Source organism: Pseudothermotoga sp. U03pept, from assembly GCF_051235805.1.
Taxonomy (GTDB): Bacteria; Thermotogota; Thermotogae; order Thermotogales; family DSM-5069; genus Pseudothermotoga_B.
In genome coordinates this window covers 1,997,990-2,017,649 of record NZ_JBPNXV010000001.1, presented here as the reverse complement: position 1 = coordinate 2,017,649, position 19,660 = coordinate 1,997,990, and the positions used below count along the sequence as shown (strand labels likewise).

The window sequence follows — 19,660 nt, the reverse complement described above, 5'->3', positions numbered from 1 at the left end:
AATTCTGTGTCTGGTCAGCTTGTCATAAATGTACAAGAAAACAGAGTGAACGGGGCTATACTGATTGACGGAGTTCTACAAGAACTCTTTACAGAAGAGAACGAGTTTATATCTGGAAATATCTATGTTGGGCGTGTTCAAAAGATCGTTTCAGGTCTCAATGCGGCATTTGTAGACATTGGGGAGAACAAAAACGCTTTCTTGAAGTTAGGAGACCTTCCCAAGAAGTATCTGAAAGAAATCATTGGTGCAGAGAATATCAAAGAAGGAAGCAAGGTTTTGGTTCAGGTGAAGCACGATGCCATAGGTACTAAGGGGCCGCAGGTGACCGGCAAGCTTTCGTTTGCCGGAAGATTTTTGGTTTATTTTCCCCTCTCGCGTGCGAGAGGTGTTTCCAAGAAGGTACACGATTCAAAAGAACGTGAGAGACTGAAAAAACTCATCAAAGACCTTTTGAAAAACGAAGGGATAGTCGTCAGGACTGCAGCTGAGTTTGTTCCTGAAGAGTTCATCGTTGAAGAATTTAGAGAACTTCAAAAAGAATGGTATGGAATACTCACATCGTTCAAAAGAGCAAAAAAACCTAAACTCATACGCTGTGAACCTACAGCTGCAGAGTACATCATAAGGGAACGTTTGAATAAAGAAATCGATGAGGTTTACGTCAATGATGAACTACTCTACGAGAAGATAAAAGAAGTCTCCAAAAAACTCAGTAAGAAACCCTTTATCCACTTCGAAAAAGAAGATCTATTTGACAAACTTGGTGTCTACAATCAATTGGGTCAATTGCAGAACAGAGTTATTGACTTGCCAAGTGGAGGCTATGTCGCATTGGACACGACAGAAGCTATGACTGTTTTCGATGTAAATTCCGCGAGTTTTGTGGCTGAGAAGAGCCATGCCGAGCTTGCTTTCAAGATAAATGTTGAAGCTGCCCGTGAAATTGCAAGACAACTGCGACTGAGAAATATCGGTGGAATCATAGTGATCGACTTCATAGACATGCCATCAAAGGATTACTACGACAGGCTCATGAGAGAGTTTCAGAACGTGATGAAAAATGATTCAGCTCATGTTGAGTTGATGGGGTTCACAAAACTTGGTTTGCTCGAGATGACGAGAAAGAGAAAATCACCATCTGTAGACCAATTGTTGTTCACCTCTTGTCCTGTGTGCAAAGGCACAGGCAAAGTAGTTTCTCCACTTGTTGTTGTTAAGAGAGTTATAAATGAACTCTCAAAGATAGGGAATACCAACGAGTACACTTCTGTAAAAGTCGTGCTTCATCAGAGATTGTCTGGTTACATAGAGAAAATAAAGCAGTCTCTTCCCACAACACTGTTGAAAAAAGTGAACTTCACTTTTGAAGGCGCGAATCCAGGAGATTTCACCGTGATCCTGAGCAAGAAAACCTCTTAAGAACTACTCTTAGTTGATATATTGGAAAGGTAAGTGCTCATAGATTGCATCTTCGCAACAGCTTCTTCCATAGCTGAAAATTTCGTCCAGAGATCTTGTTCCTTCTTCTGAATTCTTTTGATCCAATCAGTCAGTTGTTGTGCAAGCACTCGCTTTTCTCTGTTCAGACTACCGTTCAAGCCAACAACGGAATCTATTTGTCCGCCGATTTTAGTCAAATCTCTTATGTACTGCTGAAGCTGTTGTGCCAATCCCTGAGTGCTTGTGTCTGTACTACCAAAAAATGCCCATACAGCCTCTGGGTTCTCGGTCAGCTTAGCTCTGAGCTTGTCTTCGTCGATCTCGAGTGCTCCAGAGATCATATTCTGATAACCGTAAGAACCAGTGGTTATTCCCAACTCCCACAAATACTTCACATCGCCAGAAACACTTGTCGTTATGAAACTCCTCATTTTTTCAAATATTCTTCTGAGCAAAGAGTCATTTTTAAGAATTCCCTGCATCCTCTCTTCGTCGGTCATTTCACTTTCTTCTTTACCAGTAACTGCGCTCTCGGTGAGTTTTGTACGCATGTATTTCATAACTTCATTCCATTGGTTTACAAACTCTTTGATCTGCTCAACTATCGCATCTGTGTCATTGGTGACATTCACAACTTGAGTTGAAGTAGAAAGGTCTTTAACAGTTATTGTTAAACCACTGTAGCTGAAGGTATTGGACGACGAATATAGATCTGTCCAGTTCACTCCGTCGTTGCTCACCTGAATATGAGCAGAACTACCAACATTGAAAGTACCTATATCAAGTCCAAGGAGTTGTGATAGCCCAGTGCCATTGTCTTCAACAGATATGGTGTTCGAACCAGTTGAAGTAGAGGTGAGAATGATTTTATCGGAGTTTTCATCGTACCGCGCAGTGACTCCCGCCGCACTTTTGTTTATGGCGTCTATAAGCTGCTTCAAGGTTGTCGAGTCGGTGAAAGATATACTCACATCGTTTATCTTCAGTTCGCCGCTGCTCACGCTCAGTCCACGGTACGACGCGATTTCAGACAAACTTTTGCTTGTAGATATTGCACCAACGTGAGCTGTGCTTTGAATCGAATATGTTGAACCATTCTGAGTTATCGGCGCATCTGAGAGGTTGAATACTCGCATAAAAGTGCCGCTCGTTTCTCTTATTGCGAAGGCTTCATTACTATCAATTTTGAGCTTTCCTTGAGTGAAGGTTACATTGCCCGATCCAAAGACAGTTTCAAGCTTTGAGATTATATCGTTTATGGTATCGCTGGTACTAATAGATATTGTTTGTGTAGTTGAGCCTTTCTGAATCCTCAATTGTGAATCTTGCGCCACATACCTGTAGTTTAGGGTTCCAAAGGTGGTCGAACCATCTATGTTGTCTGGTCCAATGGTTCTGCCGCTTACAAGAGAACTGTTCGTTGCCGTTGAGAGTGTCTTGATATAGTACGTTCCATTGATAGAACTTGCATTTGCAGAAACAGATAAAATTTGTGAGTCTGTGCTCACCTTTTTGGCTAACAGAGTCGACTGTAGTTTAAAAGTGCTCAGAAAACTCATGAAGCTCTCAAGTTTGTCATCCAGTTCTTGGTACGCTTTTTGCTTTAAGTCGAGTTTCTTGTACTTGGTATTTAAAACTTCTGCCCGTTCTACTTCTTTCGAGAGTAGTGCATCGATGATAGAAGCTGTGTCAAGACCAGAAAAGATACCACCGAATTGAATCTTACTCGATGTGCTTTGGTATTTGTAATTTATAGTATTTGCTATTGAAGACAGATCCATTTATCTCACGCCCTTTCGTCAAACAAAACACCTATCAACTCCTGCAGATTCTTGGCTATCTTCACGGCGACTTCTGGCGGTATCTGTCTTATGATTTCTCCTGTGTCAACATTCTTGATTTTGATTATAATCATGTTTAACTCCCTATCTATGGTGAATTGTGCCTCGGCTCTCAGAAAGTTTCTGATCTTCTCGAGCGACTTCTTCAGATCGTCAAGTGTTTCTTCTATTTTCTTGTTTTCGGGAGCTCCCTCATCTTCATTAACATGGTTTTGGACACGCACAATTTGAGGCTTTGCTGAAGAAAGCTTCTGGGTGCTCTCTATTGGATTGATCCGATCCGTCGGATCGATTCTCATTAAGATCACCTCCGAACATCCTTGTCTCTATATTATTAATCGTCCATCCTGCTAAATCCTTTAAGATGATATAATTAAACCATGAGAAGAACTCTGATAGCCTTGTTCTTTGTGTTGTTTTCTTTGTTTAACTTTGCGGCAGTTGGTTTGAAGATCAACATCTTAGGTTCAGAAAATTCGAAAAAACTGATCGACGATCTTACTCGGTCGTTGATCTCTCTTTTGCCGAGTGAAGTTTACATGGAACTGACCACCGACGGTTTGATTGTCTTTGCTTCTCCTGTGACGCTGAATGTGGAAGAATCATATGAGTTGTTCTTCAACGTGACTTATGATGCAACCCAAGAAAGGTTTGATGCTTCTTGGGTTGAGAATAACCAAATTGTCTATTCGTGTTCTTATTCAAAAAAAGATCAAAGACCATATTCTGAGTTTGTGAGGGAATGTACGCATTACCCTCTTGAAAAGGCTTCCATGTGGCTTTTGAAAAACAACAAATTCGACAGTTATCTAAGGATTACCTATCATCCCTCGGTCGATGAATATGCCACCTTCAGCCCTGATGGCAGATATTTCGCTTTTATAACAGACAGGCTCTCGGGAAACAGAAATATAGCACTGCTTGAACTGAACGAAGGAAAAATGAGTATTTTGCCTGTTGCTGGTAGTAGTGAATATTTTCCGAGATTTTCACCAGATGGAAAGCGTCTTGCCTTTCAAGGTTCTTTGCATGGTTTCTGGAATGTTTATGTTATGCCGATTGAAAATTACTCAAGGAATATCTCTTTGATCTCTGCGGGTAACAATCCAGCTTATTGTCCAAATTGGTACGATGAAAACACCGTTGTGTACGTGCAAGATGCAGAAAGGTCCAATGCACTCTATTCGGCAACTCTTGCCAAGAAAAGGACTAAATTGAACATACCTTCAGAGTTCGACATGGTCTTTTCTCCTACTGTGTACAAGGGAACTATTTACTTTGTTGGCTTGAAGGATTCTGATTTCGGCATCTACGCTCTCACACCGAATGGAAGTGTCGTAACGATAGAGAACAGTTTTTTCAACGAACATGATCCAGCGATCTCACCAGATGGTAGATATCTTGCTTATTCTTGCAATTCAACAGGCTATTACACTATTTGGGTAAAAGACTTGTACACAGAAGAAAAATGGTGCGTCACGAAGGATATTCCTCATGACGCTTTTTACCCTGCTTTTTCACCTGATGGCAAGCTCATAGCATTCAGCGTCTACGAAGGTAGCTATGAGCCAGACATATGGATCTTGAGGTTCACGCCAGCTTCGTCAAACCTTGAAGCTCAATCTGCTCCTGGGTCGTGAGTAACTCTTTGGCGTTCAGAATGATCAGAAGGTCTTGATCGAGCTTGGCGATTCCAAGGAGAATATTTGTTTTTGACTTGCCGAGGTCTGCTGGGGCTTGTTCGATTTGTTTGTCTGTGATCGTCAGCACTTCGTGAACTTGATCAACAAGTAGACCAACTTTTCTGTCGTCCAAATTGATCACGATGATCTTCGAAGAAGGTTTTCTTTCAGTGTCTCTCATTTTGAACTTCTTCTTGAGATTTATCACTGGTATCACAGTTCCTCTGAGATTCATGATGCCTTCGACATAGTCATTCGACTCTGGTATCCTTACTATCTTACCCAGTTCGACTATGCTGTCAACGTTCATGATGTCTAAAGCGAATTTTTCTTCACCCAACATGAAGCTAACCACCTTCAGTTCCACAAGGGTCACCTCACTCTATGATCAGAAGTGTTTGTTGTGTTTCAACGTTGTCTCCTTGCTTTACAAGTATCTTTGAGACTTTTCCATCGTGTTCAGAGAGAATGTCATTCTCCATCTTCATCGCTTCGAGCACCACCAATTTCTGGCCGCGCGTTACGCGTTGTCCTTCACTCACATGGACCTTGACTATCAATCCAGCCATTGGTGATTTGACCTCAATTCCTGTTGTTGAAACGGGTGATTTGGAAAAAGTCTGTGCTTGAGGCTGCTCAACTACCTTTGGCTTTTCAACTGGTTTTTCCACCTTCGGTTGTTCCATTAAGGGCTTCTCAGCCGGAAGGCTGACGGGCTGGGAACTTTGAGCGTTTGTTGTTCCACCAAGCTCTTCTACCTCGACGATGTATTCTTTTTGATTCACTACCACCCTGAACTTGCGCGCCATCCTCTCGCTCCTTTCCAACCACTTTTTCTCCATGTCGTTGTTCTATCTTCTAAGTCATAATTTCTTGATTGATAGACCTTTTTCACCAACACGGGTTTTCCCAAGATCTCAGTGATCACGGCACTTATGATGGCTATGTGGGTATCATCTTGATGGTTCTCAGCTTGTTGTGGCATTTGCGGTGGTGTGGGGACCTCTTTCTTTCTCGACCCCTTGTCACGAAAGACTAAGCTCATCAAGATGAAAATGATATACAGGATGACAAATATGGAAAAGACTGCCAAGATACCTGTCAAGACGAAAGAACTTATAGACAATCAAATCACCTCACAGAGGTATGTTACCATGCTTTTTCTTTGGTTGGGATCGTACCTTCGTCTTACAGATGTCCAGTGATTGTGCGATCCATTGACGCGTTTGCCTTGGATCAATTACAGCGTCTATGTAACCTCTCGATGCTGCAACGTATGGATTTGCGAAGGTGTCTCGGTACTGCTGAACCAATTCCTTTCTTTTTTCTTCCGGGTTCGGTGCACTTTCGATCTCCTTCTTGAAGATGATGTTTGCAGCACCTTCTGGTCCCATAACCGCAATTTCTGCCGTGGGCCAAGCAGCGACAAAATCGGCTTCAAGGTGTTTACTGCCCATAGCTATATATGCTCCACCATATGCCTTTCTCAGAATTATCGTTATCTTTGGTGTGGTTGCTTCACTGTAAGCATACAACAGCTTTGCACCGTGTCTTATAATGCCGCCGTGCTCTTGTTGCACACCTGGTAGATAACCAGGCGTATCGACAAAAGTCACGATTGGCATATTAAAGGCGTCAAGGAATCTGATGAATCTTGCGGCTTTGTCAGAAGAATCTATATCGAGAGAACCAGCCAAGACAGATGGTTGATTTGCCACGATTCCCACACTCATACCAGCAATTCTCGCAAATCCAACGACAATGTTTCTCGCATAATGTTTGTGCACTTCGAAGAAGCTTCCTTCATCTACTACCAGCTTTATGACATTCCTCACGTCATATCCTTTGTTCGGTTCCACGGGCACGATTGAGAGTATTTCTTCGCCAGTTGAAAGATTGTACTCTCCAGGTATGTGCTGTGGCTCTTCAAGGTTGTTTTGCGGTATGTACGAAAGGAGAGTTTTTATTAAAGTTGCCGCTTCTTCTTCGCTTTCTGCCAAGAAGTGTGCGTTGCCGCTCTTGGTATTGTGAACGTATGCACCACCAAGATCTTCCTGATTTATATCTTCACCGGTCACCGCTTTGATGACGTTGGGACCTGTTATGAACATCTTTGCCGATTTGTCTATCATCACAACGAAGTCAGTTATCGCTGGCGAATAGACAGCACCACCAGCGCAAGGACCTGCGATGAGTGTTATCTGGGGTATCAAACCAGAGGCAACGGTGTTTCTGTAGAAAATTCCTCCATAACCATAGAGCGAATCTACTCCTTCTTGAATTCTCGCTCCGCCTGAGTCGTTGATACCTATCAACGGTATGCCGAGCTCCATTGCCAGATCCATCACCTTCATAATCTTTTTCGCGTGCATTTCACCGAGTGAGCCACCCATAACGGTGAAATCTTGTGAGAAAATTGCAACAGGCCTACCTGCGATCTTTCCAATTCCTGTTATGACTCCATCGCACGGCAGATCTTCTTTGTCCATGCCGAGAAGTGTAGATCTGTGTTTTACGAATTTGTCAATCTCAAGGAAAGTACCCTCATCTACCAACAATTGGATTCTCTCACGAGCTGTCAACTTATTTTGTGAGTGCTGTTTCTCTATTTTCTCTGCACCGCCACCTTGTTCAATCTTCTCGTTCATTTGCTGCAATTTCATTATGAGTTCGTCCATCCTCATTCCCCCTCAGTGAATACCTTCAACGAGCTCAACCAGAACCCCACCGGTTGTCTTTGGGTGCAGGAACAAAACTTTTGTGTTGCCTGCACCAGGCTTTGGGGAATCCGATAGGGCTTGCAGACCATATTTCTTGGCAAGATCTACTGCTTGGTCGATTCCTTCAACTGTGAAGGCTATGTGGTGAATTCCCTCACCTTTACTTTCGAGAAATTTACTGATCTCAGATTGCTCGTTCATGGGTTCAAGCAATTCTATCTTACTCTCCCCAATCTTTATCATGTAAACCTTGATACCACGCTGTGGGAGCTCTTCAACGTGTATATCGCTTATACCGAGAAAATCTCTGTACAGCGAGAGTCTTGTAGAAGCATCCCTTACTGCTATTCCTATGTGGTCTATCTTTTTGGTGATCAAGGTATCACCTCCTGCTCAGAAAAAATCTGGGGCAGTATGCCCCTTCATGCCACTTTTTCAGATTCCGACTTAGATTCAGCTGGTTTCGAGCCGTTCTTGTTGTCTGTACAGTAAAAGCCACTTCCTTTGAAGACGATTCCCACTCTTGAAATACCGCGTTTCATCTTTTCACCACAGTGCTCACATGTGATCGCAGGATTCTCATTGATTGAATGAAATACTGTTTTTTGTGCGCCGCAATTGTTACACACATACCTGTAGAATGGCATATCATCACCTCCTGCGTCTGTCTGCGCCTCACAATTGATATCTTAACCTTTGAAGGTTGCGAAACTGTTAAAAATGGTCAAAATGCGCGTTTGATTACCTGTAAAAGATCCTCTTCACCGAGTTTTTTCGGTGATTTTGTAACCACTCCTTTCATTGTGTTAAAGGCAACATGGGCAATCTTCTCAAGATCCTCTTCCTTGAACCCCAAAGTTGAGAGTTTTGGATTCAACTTGAAGTTCTCCTGAAATTCGTAGAGCTTTTCTATGAAAAGCCTTGCAGATTTTCTCACGTCAAATTCTTGAATGTTGAAGATCTCTCTTGCCAGTGTGGACAATCTTTCGTAACACTCATCGAACATGTATTCAAGCAGATATGGACCAGTTATGCACAAACCTAAACCATGGGCAAGTTGTGGGTTGAAACCGCTCAGTCCATGCTCGATAGCGTGGTTAGCTATGACACCTGTCAGTGTTTCGGTTATGCCAGCCTCTGTACTCGCCCATGCAAGGTTTGTACGGGCATACATGTTGTCTGGATGATCAAAAGCGGTTTGAAGATTTGCCACTATCCTTTTCATTGAATCGATTGCAAGTATGTCTGAATAGACATTCGCGTCGATGTTAAGGAAGGCTTCCAATGAATGGTAGAAAGCGTCCATAGAGGTATATGCCGTTTGATCCTTTGGAAGAGTTGTCATGAGGGCTGGATCTACTATCGAAAACTTTGGAAAGATCACATCGTAACCTATTCCAACCTTTTCATTTGTTCTGGGATTAGTTATCACGGCAAAAGGATCTGCCTCAGTACCTGTGCCATGTGTAGTTGGTATCGCAATAACAGGTAGGGCTTTGGTTGGTTTTTTACCACCACCCACTGGCACATACTCCCAAAACTTTCCACCCATTGCTGCAGTTATCGCTATTGCTTTTGCCGAGTCAATAGCACTTCCTCCGCCCAATCCGACCACAAATTCTACTCTTTCTCTAATGGCGATCTGTGCTGCTTCATCAACATCGTCGTTGATCGGGTTCGGCTGGATTTTGTCATAGACTATTGATTCGATACCCACACGCTTGAGCAAATCTATTACGCGGTCGAGTAAACCTGTTTTCTTCGTACTCTTTTTGCCTGTTACCAGTAAAGCCTTTGTGCCCAAGTTTTTTGCCAATGATGAGAGTTTTTCGATACTACCCTCTCCAAAAACAATTTTTGTTGGTAAGAAGGCACTGAACATAAACACACCTCCTCAAATGAGAACGAGTTGTTTTTCAAGATAAGTTTTCACAAGCAGTAGCATCTGTCCCCAACCATAGGCACAACCAAAAGCTATGGGAAGCTCAGAGAAATCTGCTGTAAATACTCTGTCCTGTACCTTCACCCAGGTGCCTTTTTCTCCGTCTGCCTGAAAGGTCATCAGAACGTGTGATCTAAAACCATCTTCGTATTCATACCACCAGAACTCCCATTTCTTGTATGGTTCAAGAGTTATTGTAACGCCCTTATCCTCTACTGTTTCACCTTGGGTTAATCTAACCCAGCGGAAAAATATTCTTCCACCTTCTTCAACTTCCATCTTCATACCATCGGTAAACCACGGATCCCAACCATTCGGGTTGATGAAAGTCTTCCAGACAATTTCAACCGGTTTATTGATATATTCTATGAATTCCATTGGCGGTATCTCGAGCAACCTTGAATCACCTCATCATTTTTGCTGTTCGTACTCAAGATAATTCTACAATATCAACGACGAATAAGATGCTCATCTCGTTTGTAGTGGAATTTGATTTGTTTTGTACAGAACTTCTTAGATGAAACGGTCATCTTCATCAGCAAAGTTCTTGCTTTATGTACAAGAACTTGAATGATTTGAATCCTCGACTTGGTTCAAAATACTGCAAGGATTTAGAAGCATAGGATCAATCTTGATAGATCGAGGCAATACTCGGAAGGTTCTCTTTCTTTAGCCTCTGTGAAGACATCTTGTGGTTGGAAAGAGTTGGATTTGCCACATGGAACTGCAATTGAAAAAGAAAGAGGCAAATAGCTCAACTGTGAGATGCGAGCAGAATTTTCACAGCGATTATAAGGAATTTGTGGTATAACAAAAAAGTCATGGGGGGCTGAAAATTTTGGCTTGACAATTTTTCTTTTTGTGGTATAATATACTAAGCAGGGTCTAACCCTGCTTTTTTGTTATTTTTTCCGTGAGGTTAGATTTTCTCAGTATACCAAACTACTTGGGGAGGTGTGGTTGGTGGAAGGCAGCTTTTGGTCGGTTTTACCACCACTTGTCGCTATTGTTCTGTGTTTTGTGACCAAGAACGTCCTTCTTTCGCTTTTCCTTGGCATTTTCACAGGTGGTTTGCTTCTGAATGGTTTCAATCCGATTGCTGGGGTTGGTTATTCTCTTGAAAAGATCATCGGCTCGATGGCAGATGAGTGGGACGCAAAACTGCTCTTGTTCAACTTATTTATGGGTGCAGGTATAGCTTTTATATGGAAACTCGGTGGCAGCAAAGCGCTTGCAGATTGGGCAAGAACAAAGATCAAAACCCGAAGATCTGCAAACATATGGGCATGGCTCTTGGGTGTTATCGTTTTTTTCAACGATTATATCAACGCAGCGATTGTTGGAAATGTCACAAGGGATATCTTTGAGCAACACAAGATTTCTAAGGAGAAACTCTCTTACATACTCGACTCCACATCTGCTCCTGTGGCTACTTTTTTCATATCTGATTGGATAGCTTACCAGTTAGCGATGATTCAAAAAGGTATGGAGGGTGCAGGTATAACAGGCATTTCTCCTTTGTCCGCCTTTCTGGGAAGTATTCCATTCAACTTTTATTGTATCTTCACTGTGATCTTCGTTGGAATCATAGCTATTACGAACTGGGATTTTGGGTCGATGTTGAAGGCAGAGATGAGAGCGCAGAAGGAAGGTAAGACTTCCAGAGATGGTGCATCTCCGATGCTGAATGTTGATTTTGAACTCGGCAAGCCTATAGAAAAGCGACCGATGATAATTACTTTTGTTCTGCCAATCTTAGCGCTGGTTGTTGTTACGATATTTGGATTTTATTATACTGGCGCAAAGGTGGGTGGGGAAACTCTTATCGAAAAACTTGGTAATGCTGATGCTGCAACAGCTCTTTTGTGGGGCGCCTTTGCGATGACGTTGACTGGTATAGTAATTGCTCTTGGCTTCAAGCTTATGACCGTCTCAGAAACCATGAAGACGATTTTGGAAGGTTTCAAACTCATGCTTCTTGCGTGTGCGATCTTGGTACTCGCTTGGTCTATTGGTACCGTTACAAAAGATATGGACCTTGCGGGTTATGTGGTGTCAATGGTTGGAGAGAATGTTTCTTTCGCTTTGGTACCAACTATCATCTTTGCTGTTGGAATGATGATCTCTTTCGCTACGGGCACCTCTTGGGGAACCATGGCAATTCTCACACCGATTGCGATACCCATAGCTTACAAAATCACCGGTAATGCATGGATTTCTGTGACAGTCATGGCTGGGACTGTCTTCGCTGGTGCGATCTTCGGCGATCATTGTTCACCGATTTCTGATACGACCGTTCTGGCTTCGATCTTTTCTGGAAGTGACCATTTGGATCACGTAAATACACAAATACCTTATGCACTTACCTGTGCTTTCGTTTCTATCATCATGTATCTGTTGTACGGCTTCTTGAAAGCGACCCCCTTACTCCTTTTACCTATCGGCATACTCTTGCTGATTGTTATTGCGAGATCTTTCAACAAGCTCTCTGCTAAGCAATATGCTTAAAAGGTGGGCACTTGCCCACCTTTCATTCCTTCAGATCGAAGGATTTCTTGCAGCTCTGACAGTACAACACTTCTTTTGAACGAACCTTCTTGTAATAAAGACTTTCTGAGCAGTCAGGACATTTTTCATCTGATGGCTCAAGCCAACTGATGAAGTCACAGTTTTCATTTGTACATTTGAAGAAGGCTTTCTTTTTCTTGCTCATCTTTCTCTCGACTACAGAAGAACACTTTGGACATTTTCCTCTGGCAAAAGCCGTGTAAGTTCTACCACATTTCTTGCATTTGAAGTACCTTCCAAACTTGCCGTCCATTGCCTCCAGTTGGTCACCACAGGCTGGACAATTTATCTGTAATGAATCTTGTTTGTCCATTTGAAGATACAGTTTGTCATCGAGTACAGCTGGAGTATCAAGTGCTATCGATGAAGTTTTCGAGCATTTCGAACACGATAGATATAGGCCATATCTCCCAACTCTTAACTGATAATCACCACCACAATCACATTTCAGACTTGTTGGGATGTCTATCGAAAGCCATTGTCTTTGGGCATCCTCTAAGTATTTAGAGAACTGTTCGTAGAACTCCTTGAGCAGTTCTTTGTAATCCTTCTTACCTTGTTCCACTTCGTCTAAACCTTCTTCCATGTGAGCGGTGAATTGCAGATCTATTATTTGTGGGAACCTTTTTTCCATATAATGGTTGACCACAAAACCCATGACTGTTGGAACGAGTTCTTGAGAGTTCTTGACAACGTACTTTCTCTCAAGGAGCGTTGAGATAATAGTCGCATAAGTACTTGGCCTGCCAATGCCTCTGTTTTCAAGCGCACGTACCATTGTGGCTTCTGTGTAGCGTGAGGGAGGTTTTGTCTCATCTTCTTCTATTTGCCATTTACTTACCAAGACTTCACCAGATGGAATTCGAAGCTCTTGTTCCTTTTCTTTCTTGAACAACACCTCAAAGCCATCGAAGATTCTGCGCTCGATTTTGGATTCAAAGGTATACCGTCCAGATTCAAAGATTACTGTGGTCTCCTCGTAGACAGCTTCACTCATCTGTGAAGCGAGAAATCTTTCCCAGATGAGTTTGTAAAGTTTCGAGTGATCTTTCGAAAGCTCTTTTTCAGCTTCACTCGGTGTGAGATTCACTTCAACTGGTCTGATAGCCTCATGTGCATCTTGAACATTCTGTCCTTTCTTTTGTGAAACTGCCTGCTTTGAGAGGTATTTCTTGCCGTAGTTGTTCATTATGTAATCCTTAGCCATCTCTTTGGCGAAATCTGATACTCTTGTTGAATCGGTTCTCATGTAGGTTATGAAAGCTCTGTGCCCATTTGGAGTGTCTATTCCTTCGTAGAGCTGTTGTGCGATTTGCATTGTTTTTCCTACGGTGAAGCCCAATCTGTTTGATGCTTCTTGTTGTAGTGTACTGGTTATGAAAGGCAAGGGAGGCTTCTTATGAACCTCTCTCTTCTTGATCTGCTTGACCTTCAGGGTCTTGACGTTTTTTTCGATCTCTTGAGCTACTTCCTTGGTGACGTCTTGCATCTCTATTCTTTTTCCATCTATGTGCGTGAGATAGAATCTCAGTGAGTTCACATAACCTTGAATCTTCCAAAACTTTCTTGGTACGAACCTGTGCCTTTGAACTTCTCTTTCGCAGATGATCTTCAATGCTGCTGACTGGACTCTTCCAGCACTCAGGTTCGCCTTGAGCATCTTCCAAAGTAATGGACTTATCTTGTATCCAACGATACGATCGAGTATGCGTCTTGCTAATTGTGCCTGAACCTTTTTCATGTCTATGTGCTTTGGAGATTTCACCGCACTCTGTATTGCTTTTGGGGTGATCTCACTGAACACAATTCTGTTTTTCTTGCCCAGAACTCCAAGAATGTCTGCAAGGTGCCAGGCGATCGCTTCACCTTCTCTGTCCATATCAGATGCGAGTAAGATTTCTTTACCTTTTGCCTTTTCAGAGAGTTCTTGAACTACTCTTTCTTTTCCATCGATGATCTTGAACTGTGGTTCGAAGTCATTCTCTATGTCGACTCCGAACTCCTTTTCTGGCAAGTCGCGCACATGTCCCTTTGAAGAGATGACATCATATTCACCTTTGAGTATCTCTTTTATAGTCTTTGCCTTTGCTGGTGATTCGACGATTATGATCTTCTTCATCTTTTCCCTTCCTATCTACTCAGCTTACGAATCGCTGTGATCATACTTTGCAAAGTTGAAGTATCTTTCGCCTCAAGGTATATCCTCACTACGGGTTCTGTCCCCGAAGCTCTCGCGAGCATCCATGCCCCTGGTCTGTCAAAGAAATATCTCATACCATCAACGGAGTCTTGATCAGTTATCTGAATGCCAGACAAGTAATCCTTTATGTTTTTGAACTTCGTCAGAAGTTCTTGTTTTTCTTTTTCATCCTTCAGTTCAAAATCTATTCTCGTGTTGAAAAACTCACCATAATTTCTTCTGAACTCTTCCCTTATCTCAGACAAAGCCTTCTTTTCGTAAGCCATCATCTCCAAAATCAACAAACAAGCTAATATCCCATCTTTCTCTGGTGTGTGGTTTTGTATGGTAAGACCTCCACTCTCTTCTCCGGCGATGACCACGTTTTCACTCAAAAGTGTGGCTGCAAGAAATTTAAAGCCCACAGGTGTCTCTATGACTTTCTCATTGAAGGTATGTGCAACTGCATCAAGTGCATGTGAGGTGGCAACGGTCCTTGCAACAGGTCCTTTAAGGTTTTTGTTCTTGTACAGATGGTGTGCTAAGAGAGCAATTACTTCATTGGGCTTCACAAAATCACCTGTGTCGTCAACGATCCCAAATCTATCTGCATCGCCATCTGTTGCAACTACTACATCCCATCCACGATTCTTAACTCTCTCGGCGAACTCTCTTAGGCGCGTTTCATCTGGTTCAGGTCGTCCTCCTCCAAAATATGGATTTCTGTAGTTGTGGAATACCTCAAAGTCACCACAAATCGATTTACACAGATCGTCTAAATATCCTGCTGCGGTTCCGTACAGAAGGTCGGCGATAACCTTCAAACCAGCCGACTTGATCCTTTCAAGATCAACCTTCTTTGCAATTGCTTTCATATAGTCGGCTCTTGGCTCAAAGATCTCGAACAATTCCTTTGCGCTCGCTTCGCGAATACTCATCATAGGTACTTTGCTTTCGTCTATCTTTTCAATCAAACTCTCTATTTGTTTTGTAATCTCGGGTGATGCTGGCGAACCATCAGCTGGATTGAATTTTATACCGCAGTATTCAGGTGGATTGTGCGAAGCTGTAATGTTTATTCCACCAGACAAACCGTAATGTCTTATAGCAAAGGATACGACTGGTGTGGGTGTCGGATTCTCTGGCATCAAAACCTTTATGCCATTTGCAGCCAATACTTGAGCCACCAACTGTGCGTAGTGTTCAGTCATGAACCGGGTATCGCGTGCGACAATCAGAGTCTTTCCACCCATTTTCTTCACGTATTCGGCTATGGCTTGGCTCACTATTTTCACGTTGCTGAAGGTGAACTGGTCACTGATCACTGCTCGCCATCCTGATGTGCCGAATCTGATCTTCATCAGTCAATCCCTCCAAGCCAAAGACGTCTTTGTAAATGCCTATCATATTCACTCCACATCTTGTCTGTGCCATTTCTTTTTTCCTTTTCTCCAATTGCTCTAAACCGCGCCAATTTCGCATCCATATTTTCGAGCATGTGAATCACAAAAGCCTCTGCTGTCTTGGGAACAACTGGTGAACCCCATTCGAGTTCTCCATGATGGGAAAGAATGATGTGTTCAAGTTGCATCGACTTGCTTTTGCTCAACGCCACTTTCTTTGCTTGTTCTAAAAACATCTCTGTGCCGAGTACTATATGACCTATCAATTCGCCTTCATCTGTGACCTCAAAGCCTTTCTGAGTCACCCTGTATTCTTTTACCTTTCCAATATCGTGTAAGATTGCTCCGCAGATTAGAATATCTCTGTTGATGAACTGCTCATAGACAGTAGAGAGTGCTTTGCACAGAGAAGCTACATCTAAGGTGTGTTCCAGTAGACCTCCCAGGTATGCATGATGAACGTTTACGCCAGCAGGAATTTGAAGAAACTGCTTAACGAACTGAGAGTCTTCAACGAATAGACTTTCCAAAAGTATTCTCAGTTCATCGTCTAAGATGTCTTTTATCAGTGCCTTTAGATCGTTGTACATCTTGTCTATATCGCGAGTGGCTACATCGACGAACCTTCGAAAATCGTACTCAGAATCTTTCAAGGGTTTGACAGATTCTGGATCCTTGTCTAAATTCAGTTGCACGTGATCTTCGAAGTAAACGACGCGACCTCTTGCCAAAACGACATCACCTTCGTTGATCTTACCAAAGTTTCTATCTGCATTGTGCCAATCGACAGCTCTTATACTTCCTGTTTTATCTGAGAGGGTCATCAGCAGAAACCTCTTTTGATCTTTTGCTTCTTGAAGTTTTCTGCTCAAGACTTTTGCTACAATCTCAACATTCTCATTTACCTTTTGGTTCAGTTGCTGAATGAATGGAAGAACTGAGAAAGTACTCGCTTCGAGCTCGTTGAAGATGTCTCTGGGTATCTTGTCACCGAGTTTCACAGAATCACTCCTCTCACTTGCACAATAATTTTACAACATGTTTTTGGTGTTGAACAATTTGATGACCTTGCAATCATCTACACCAGCTGTGGTAAAATAAAATTGCAAGTGAATACCATGCAGGGGAGCTTCTAATCCGAGGCTGAGAGGAGGGCGGAAACCCTCGACCCTTGAACCTGATCCGGGTAATGCCGGCGTAGGGAGCAAAAAGGTGATAAATTACCCCGCCGGTGGCGGGGTTTTAACTTTGGGGAGGTGGTGTATATGAGAAAGTTGTTATTTATTGTAGCACTAATTCTCGTAGTGTCAAGCTTTTCTCAAGAACTGGTCGTTTACACTTACAGCAGCTTCGCTTCGGGCATTGCGCAGAAGACGATACCGATCTTTGAGAAGCAGTACAATGTCAAAGTGAAGATCTTGTCATTTGGCGATGCAGGCAACGTCCTATCACGCATGATCTTGGAAAAGGACCAACCCAAGGCAGATGTGGTTGTCGGATTAGATCAACCGTTATTACGGAGAGCGATTTCGGAAGGACTTCTGATGCAGTTTGTTCCTGAGAATATTTCAAAGGTGAAAGACCGTAGCCTACTCGATACACAAGGTTATGGTACACCATATGATTTTGGCGCAATTGCTTTGGTGTACAACACCGAGAAGATAGCAAATCCACCGAAGTCGTTCAAAGATCTGCTCGATAAGAGATTCGCAAAGGAATTGGTCGTTCAAGATCCTCGTACATCGAGCACAGGACTTTCGTTCTTACTTTGGACAATAGCAGTCTTCGGTGAAGACGGTTTCTTGGATTACTGGAAAAACTTGAGGAACAGTATACTCACAATCACACCTGGTTGGGATGAAGCCTTCAGCATGTTGGAAACTGGTGAGGCTGACATAATGGTGAGCTATGCAACCGATGGTGCGTACAGCTATCACGAGTATGGGAGTTTGAAGTACTTACCTGTGGTGATGGAGGAAGGTGCTTTTGTTCAAATCGAATATGCAGCCATCGTAAAGGGCACCAAGAATCTCGAGATGGCTAAGAAGTTCATAGAGTTTCTCCTTTCGGAGAGTTTTCAATCTGAAGTGCCTTTGAATCAGTGGATGTACCCGGTGATCGAAATAGAACTTCCTGAGGCTTACAAGCATGCCAGCAAGATCGAAAAAGTCTTACCATTTGATTATGAGCTCTTCGACAGAAATGGAAAGAAATGGCTCGAAGAATGGGCAAAGGTAATGATAGCTAAATGAGAAAACCTTTCTTGCTGTCGTTGGTGCCGACGGTTTTCGTCGGCACTTTTCTGATATACCCACTGATCTTGTTGGTTGTGAGATTTCCACAGATAGATCTTGTGAGAGTACTATCACTGAACTCATCTGTTGTGAGATTCACGGCCTTTCAAGCACTTCTCTCGGCGTTGTTGACGATGCTCCTGGGCATACCGGGCGCTCATTTAATGGCAAGGACAAAACTCCCGACAGCGGTCAAGAGTCTCATGAAATCTGCGAGTATGGTTCCATTTGTTCTTCCAGGAATATCTATGGCAGTGGGATTCTTACTAACCTTTGGTAACAACGGCTTACTCAACGCATTTCTATCGGTTTTCAACATCAAAGTTAGGATACTGTATACCTTTACTGCCGTTCTCATCGGACATGTTTTCTATAACTTTCCATTGTTCATAAGAATAGTCGGTGATGCGTTTGAAAGAATAGACAAAGCCATATTGGAGATGGCAAACTTAGAGGGCGCTTCAAGATTCAGACGCTTTTGGTACATCGAACTCCCCTTGGCTCTACCTGCTATAGGATCAGCGTTCGCACTTTCCTTTTTGTATTGCTTCACAAGTTTTGCCGTTGTCTTGATTTTGGGAGGCATAAAGTACTCGACGATTGAGGTTAATATCTACATGTACTTGAAAGTTTTACTAGATTTTGAGAGTGCACTTTCTCTGACCCTTATTCAGATGGTCTTTGTCGCACTTGCGAGTTTCATATTTCTGGTTTTGTCCACAAGGACCGGGGAGTTTTCTGGTGAGACACTCAAAGAGGACCTTCCAAAATGGACTTATCTGTACGTGTTTGTAGTTGTTTTGTTTGTCTTTCTTCCTCTGTTCATGTCCTCACTCGGAGGATTCCTCAGATATGGTGGCACTTTCACCTTCCAAAACTTCAAAGGATTGTTCAGTCAGACCGTTGAATGGATAGTAGGAGCCGATGTCAAATCCATACTCTTTTTCAGTCTCGTTTTGAGTGCATTAGCTTCTGTCACTGTTTGCGTAATAGGTTTGATGACCTCTTACATTTCGGTCAGATACAACAATCTTATTTCTGTGATGATAAACCTACCAATATCGATATCACCAGCCACGATGGCTTTTGGCATGATTCTAATGACCTTACTACCATTACCCGTCAAACTTGGTGCAATCTATGCTCTCATATCTCTTCCGTTGGCGCACAGTTCACTGCAGAATTTGTGGAGAAACCTTCCAAGAGAGATCGAGGAAGCAGGTAAAATCGATGGATGTGGAGCTTTGCAAAGTCTCTTTTTCATTACACTGCCTATCTTCAAAAAAGAGCTGCTTGGAATCTTCACTTTCTCTATGGCAATTGCGCTTGGCGAGATCACGGCAACTGTGATTCTTTCAGAAGGCAGATTCACTACCGTTTCAGTCGCAACTTACAAACTGTTCAGCACACGTCACATCGGCGAAGCACAGGCACTCAATTCTATCTTGATGTGGATTGTTCTTCTTTTGTTTTTTGTAGCTGAGCATTTCACTGAAACACCTTCAAGGTAGTACCCAGCTAAAACTTGCAAAATACTGTGCTGGCAAGAAAGGTAATTCAAAGTTGGGGTAGAATAAATTTGTAGGTG

Annotated in this window: 18 protein-coding genes and 1 riboswitch; of the genes, 5 read left to right on the top strand and 13 right to left on the bottom strand. The window is 42.7% G+C overall.

What is annotated here, in order from left to right:
- Positions 1–6 precede the first annotated feature (6 nt).
- On the top strand, positions 7–1,422 hold the full coding sequence (locus tag ACSFC1_RS09845) for an Rne/Rng family ribonuclease (RefSeq protein ID WP_435565928.1): 1,416 nt from the start codon (positions 7–9) through the stop codon (positions 1,420–1,422).
- On the opposite strand, the gene fliD is transcribed toward ACSFC1_RS09845, so the two are convergent.
- Positions 1,419–3,224, bottom strand: a complete 1,806-nt coding sequence (fliD, locus tag ACSFC1_RS09840) for a flagellar filament capping protein FliD (RefSeq protein ID WP_435565927.1) — start codon at positions 3,222–3,224, stop codon at positions 1,419–1,421. The genes ACSFC1_RS09845 and fliD overlap by 4 nt on opposite strands.
- A 5-nt stretch (positions 3,225–3,229) precedes the next feature.
- The gene (locus ACSFC1_RS09835) at positions 3,230–3,583 is read right to left on the bottom strand and encodes a flagellar protein FlaG (RefSeq protein WP_435565926.1); all 354 of its coding nucleotides are present in this window, start codon (positions 3,581–3,583) and stop codon (positions 3,230–3,232) included.
- Positions 3,584–3,664: 81 nt separating this feature from the next.
- On the opposite strand from ACSFC1_RS09835, the gene ACSFC1_RS09830 reads away from it, so the two are divergent.
- A complete protein-coding gene (locus tag ACSFC1_RS09830) occupies positions 3,665–4,924 on the top strand; it encodes a TolB family protein (protein WP_435565925.1) in 1,260 nt (419 codons plus the stop codon).
- On the opposite strand, the gene ACSFC1_RS09825 is transcribed toward ACSFC1_RS09830, so the two are convergent.
- From ACSFC1_RS09825 to ACSFC1_RS09790, 8 genes are all read right to left on the bottom strand, one after another.
- Entirely contained in the window at positions 4,875–5,333 is a 459-nt protein-coding gene (locus tag ACSFC1_RS09825; protein WP_435565924.1) for a chemotaxis protein CheW, read from the bottom strand. The genes ACSFC1_RS09830 and ACSFC1_RS09825 overlap by 50 nt on opposite strands.
- Positions 5,334–5,343: 10 nt before the next feature.
- A complete protein-coding gene (locus tag ACSFC1_RS09820) occupies positions 5,344–5,775 on the bottom strand; it encodes a biotin/lipoyl-containing protein (protein ID WP_435565923.1) in 432 nt (143 codons plus the stop codon).
- Positions 5,751–6,092: an OadG family protein gene (locus tag ACSFC1_RS09815; RefSeq protein WP_435565922.1), complete on the bottom strand. Its 342-nt coding sequence runs from the start codon at positions 6,090–6,092 to the stop codon at positions 5,751–5,753. Before ACSFC1_RS09815 ends, ACSFC1_RS09820 begins: the two co-directional genes overlap by 25 nt.
- Positions 6,093–6,102: 10 nt before the next feature.
- Positions 6,103–7,644, bottom strand: a complete 1,542-nt coding sequence (locus tag ACSFC1_RS09810; protein WP_435565921.1) for an acyl-CoA carboxylase subunit beta — start codon at positions 7,642–7,644, stop codon at positions 6,103–6,105.
- A gap of 12 nt (positions 7,645–7,656) precedes the next feature.
- Positions 7,657–8,064 (bottom strand): methylmalonyl-CoA epimerase, encoded by a 408-nt coding sequence (gene mce / locus ACSFC1_RS09805; RefSeq protein WP_435565920.1) that lies wholly within the window; start codon positions 8,062–8,064, stop codon positions 7,657–7,659.
- A 44-nt stretch (positions 8,065–8,108) separates the two neighbouring features.
- On the bottom strand, positions 8,109–8,333 hold the full coding sequence (locus tag ACSFC1_RS09800; RefSeq protein ID WP_435565919.1) for an FmdB family zinc ribbon protein: 225 nt from the start codon (positions 8,331–8,333) through the stop codon (positions 8,109–8,111).
- 77 nt (positions 8,334–8,410) lie between these two features.
- Positions 8,411–9,568 carry an iron-containing alcohol dehydrogenase gene (locus ACSFC1_RS09795; protein ID WP_435565918.1) on the bottom strand — a complete coding sequence of 386 codons (1,158 nt, stop codon included), beginning with the start codon at positions 9,566–9,568 and terminating at the stop codon, positions 8,411–8,413.
- Between the two features lie 12 nt (positions 9,569–9,580).
- Positions 9,581–10,024: an SRPBCC family protein gene (locus ACSFC1_RS09790; protein WP_435565917.1), complete on the bottom strand. Its 444-nt coding sequence runs from the start codon at positions 10,022–10,024 to the stop codon at positions 9,581–9,583.
- Positions 10,025–10,591: 567 nt separating this feature from the next.
- Between ACSFC1_RS09790 and ACSFC1_RS09785 the strand changes: the two genes are divergently transcribed.
- Entirely contained in the window at positions 10,592–12,136 is a 1,545-nt protein-coding gene (locus tag ACSFC1_RS09785; protein WP_435565916.1) for a Na+/H+ antiporter NhaC family protein, read from the top strand.
- Between the two features lie 22 nt (positions 12,137–12,158).
- On the opposite strand, the gene topA is transcribed toward ACSFC1_RS09785, so the two are convergent.
- Genes topA through ACSFC1_RS09770 form a run of 3 tightly spaced genes read right to left on the bottom strand, consistent with a single transcriptional unit; the run spans position 12,159 to position 16,779 of the window.
- A complete protein-coding gene (topA, locus tag ACSFC1_RS09780; protein ID WP_435565915.1) occupies positions 12,159–14,315 on the bottom strand; it encodes a type I DNA topoisomerase in 2,157 nt (718 codons plus the stop codon).
- Between the two features lie 11 nt (positions 14,316–14,326).
- Positions 14,327–15,736, bottom strand: a complete 1,410-nt coding sequence (locus ACSFC1_RS09775) for a phosphoglucomutase/phosphomannomutase family protein (RefSeq protein WP_435565914.1) — start codon at positions 15,734–15,736, stop codon at positions 14,327–14,329.
- Positions 15,736–16,779 carry a 3'-5' exoribonuclease YhaM family protein gene (locus ACSFC1_RS09770; RefSeq protein ID WP_435565913.1) on the bottom strand — a complete coding sequence of 348 codons (1,044 nt, stop codon included), beginning with the start codon at positions 16,777–16,779 and terminating at the stop codon, positions 15,736–15,738. The genes ACSFC1_RS09775 and ACSFC1_RS09770 overlap by 1 nt, the downstream gene beginning before the upstream one ends.
- Positions 16,780–16,890: 111 nt before the next feature.
- Positions 16,891–16,999, top strand: a riboswitch (TPP riboswitch).
- A gap of 44 nt (positions 17,000–17,043) precedes the next feature.
- Between ACSFC1_RS09770 and ACSFC1_RS09765 the strand changes: the two genes are divergently transcribed.
- Together ACSFC1_RS09765 and ACSFC1_RS09760 are read left to right on the top strand one after the other, a co-directional pair.
- Positions 17,044–18,030, top strand: a complete 987-nt coding sequence (locus ACSFC1_RS09765) for a thiamine ABC transporter substrate-binding protein (protein WP_435565912.1) — start codon at positions 17,044–17,046, stop codon at positions 18,028–18,030.
- Complete coding sequence (locus ACSFC1_RS09760; protein WP_435565911.1) at positions 18,027–19,583, top strand: ABC transporter permease; 1,557 nt, start codon at positions 18,027–18,029, stop codon at positions 19,581–19,583. Before ACSFC1_RS09765 ends, ACSFC1_RS09760 begins: the two co-directional genes overlap by 4 nt.
- Positions 19,584–19,660: the final 77 nt, after the last annotated feature.

Coding starts and splice junctions, on each gene's coding strand:
- ACSFC1_RS09835 (WP_435565926.1), bottom strand. CDS start 3,583: ATGAGAATCGATCCGACGGATCGGATCAATCCAATAGAGAGCACCCAG.
- ACSFC1_RS09765 (WP_435565912.1), top strand. CDS start 17,044: ATGAGAAAGTTGTTATTTATTGTAGCACTAATTCTCGTAGTGTCAAGC.
- ACSFC1_RS09760 (WP_435565911.1), top strand. CDS start 18,027: ATGAGAAAACCTTTCTTGCTGTCGTTGGTGCCGACGGTTTTCGTCGGC.
- ACSFC1_RS09820 (WP_435565923.1), bottom strand. CDS start 5,775: ATGGCGCGCAAGTTCAGGGTGGTAGTGAATCAAAAAGAATACATCGTC.
- fliD (WP_435565927.1), bottom strand. CDS start 3,224: ATGGATCTGTCTTCAATAGCAAATACTATAAATTACAAATACCAAAGC.
- ACSFC1_RS09810 (WP_435565921.1), bottom strand. CDS start 7,644: ATGGACGAACTCATAATGAAATTGCAGCAAATGAACGAGAAGATTGAA.
- ACSFC1_RS09830 (WP_435565925.1), top strand. CDS start 3,665: ATGAGAAGAACTCTGATAGCCTTGTTCTTTGTGTTGTTTTCTTTGTTT.
- ACSFC1_RS09775 (WP_435565914.1), bottom strand. CDS start 15,736: ATGAAGATCAGATTCGGCACATCAGGATGGCGAGCAGTGATCAGTGAC.
- ACSFC1_RS09795 (WP_435565918.1), bottom strand. CDS start 9,568: ATGTTCAGTGCCTTCTTACCAACAAAAATTGTTTTTGGAGAGGGTAGT.
- ACSFC1_RS09800 (WP_435565919.1), bottom strand. CDS start 8,333: ATGCCATTCTACAGGTATGTGTGTAACAATTGCGGCGCACAAAAAACA.
- topA (WP_435565915.1), bottom strand. CDS start 14,315: ATGAAGAAGATCATAATCGTCGAATCACCAGCAAAGGCAAAGACTATA.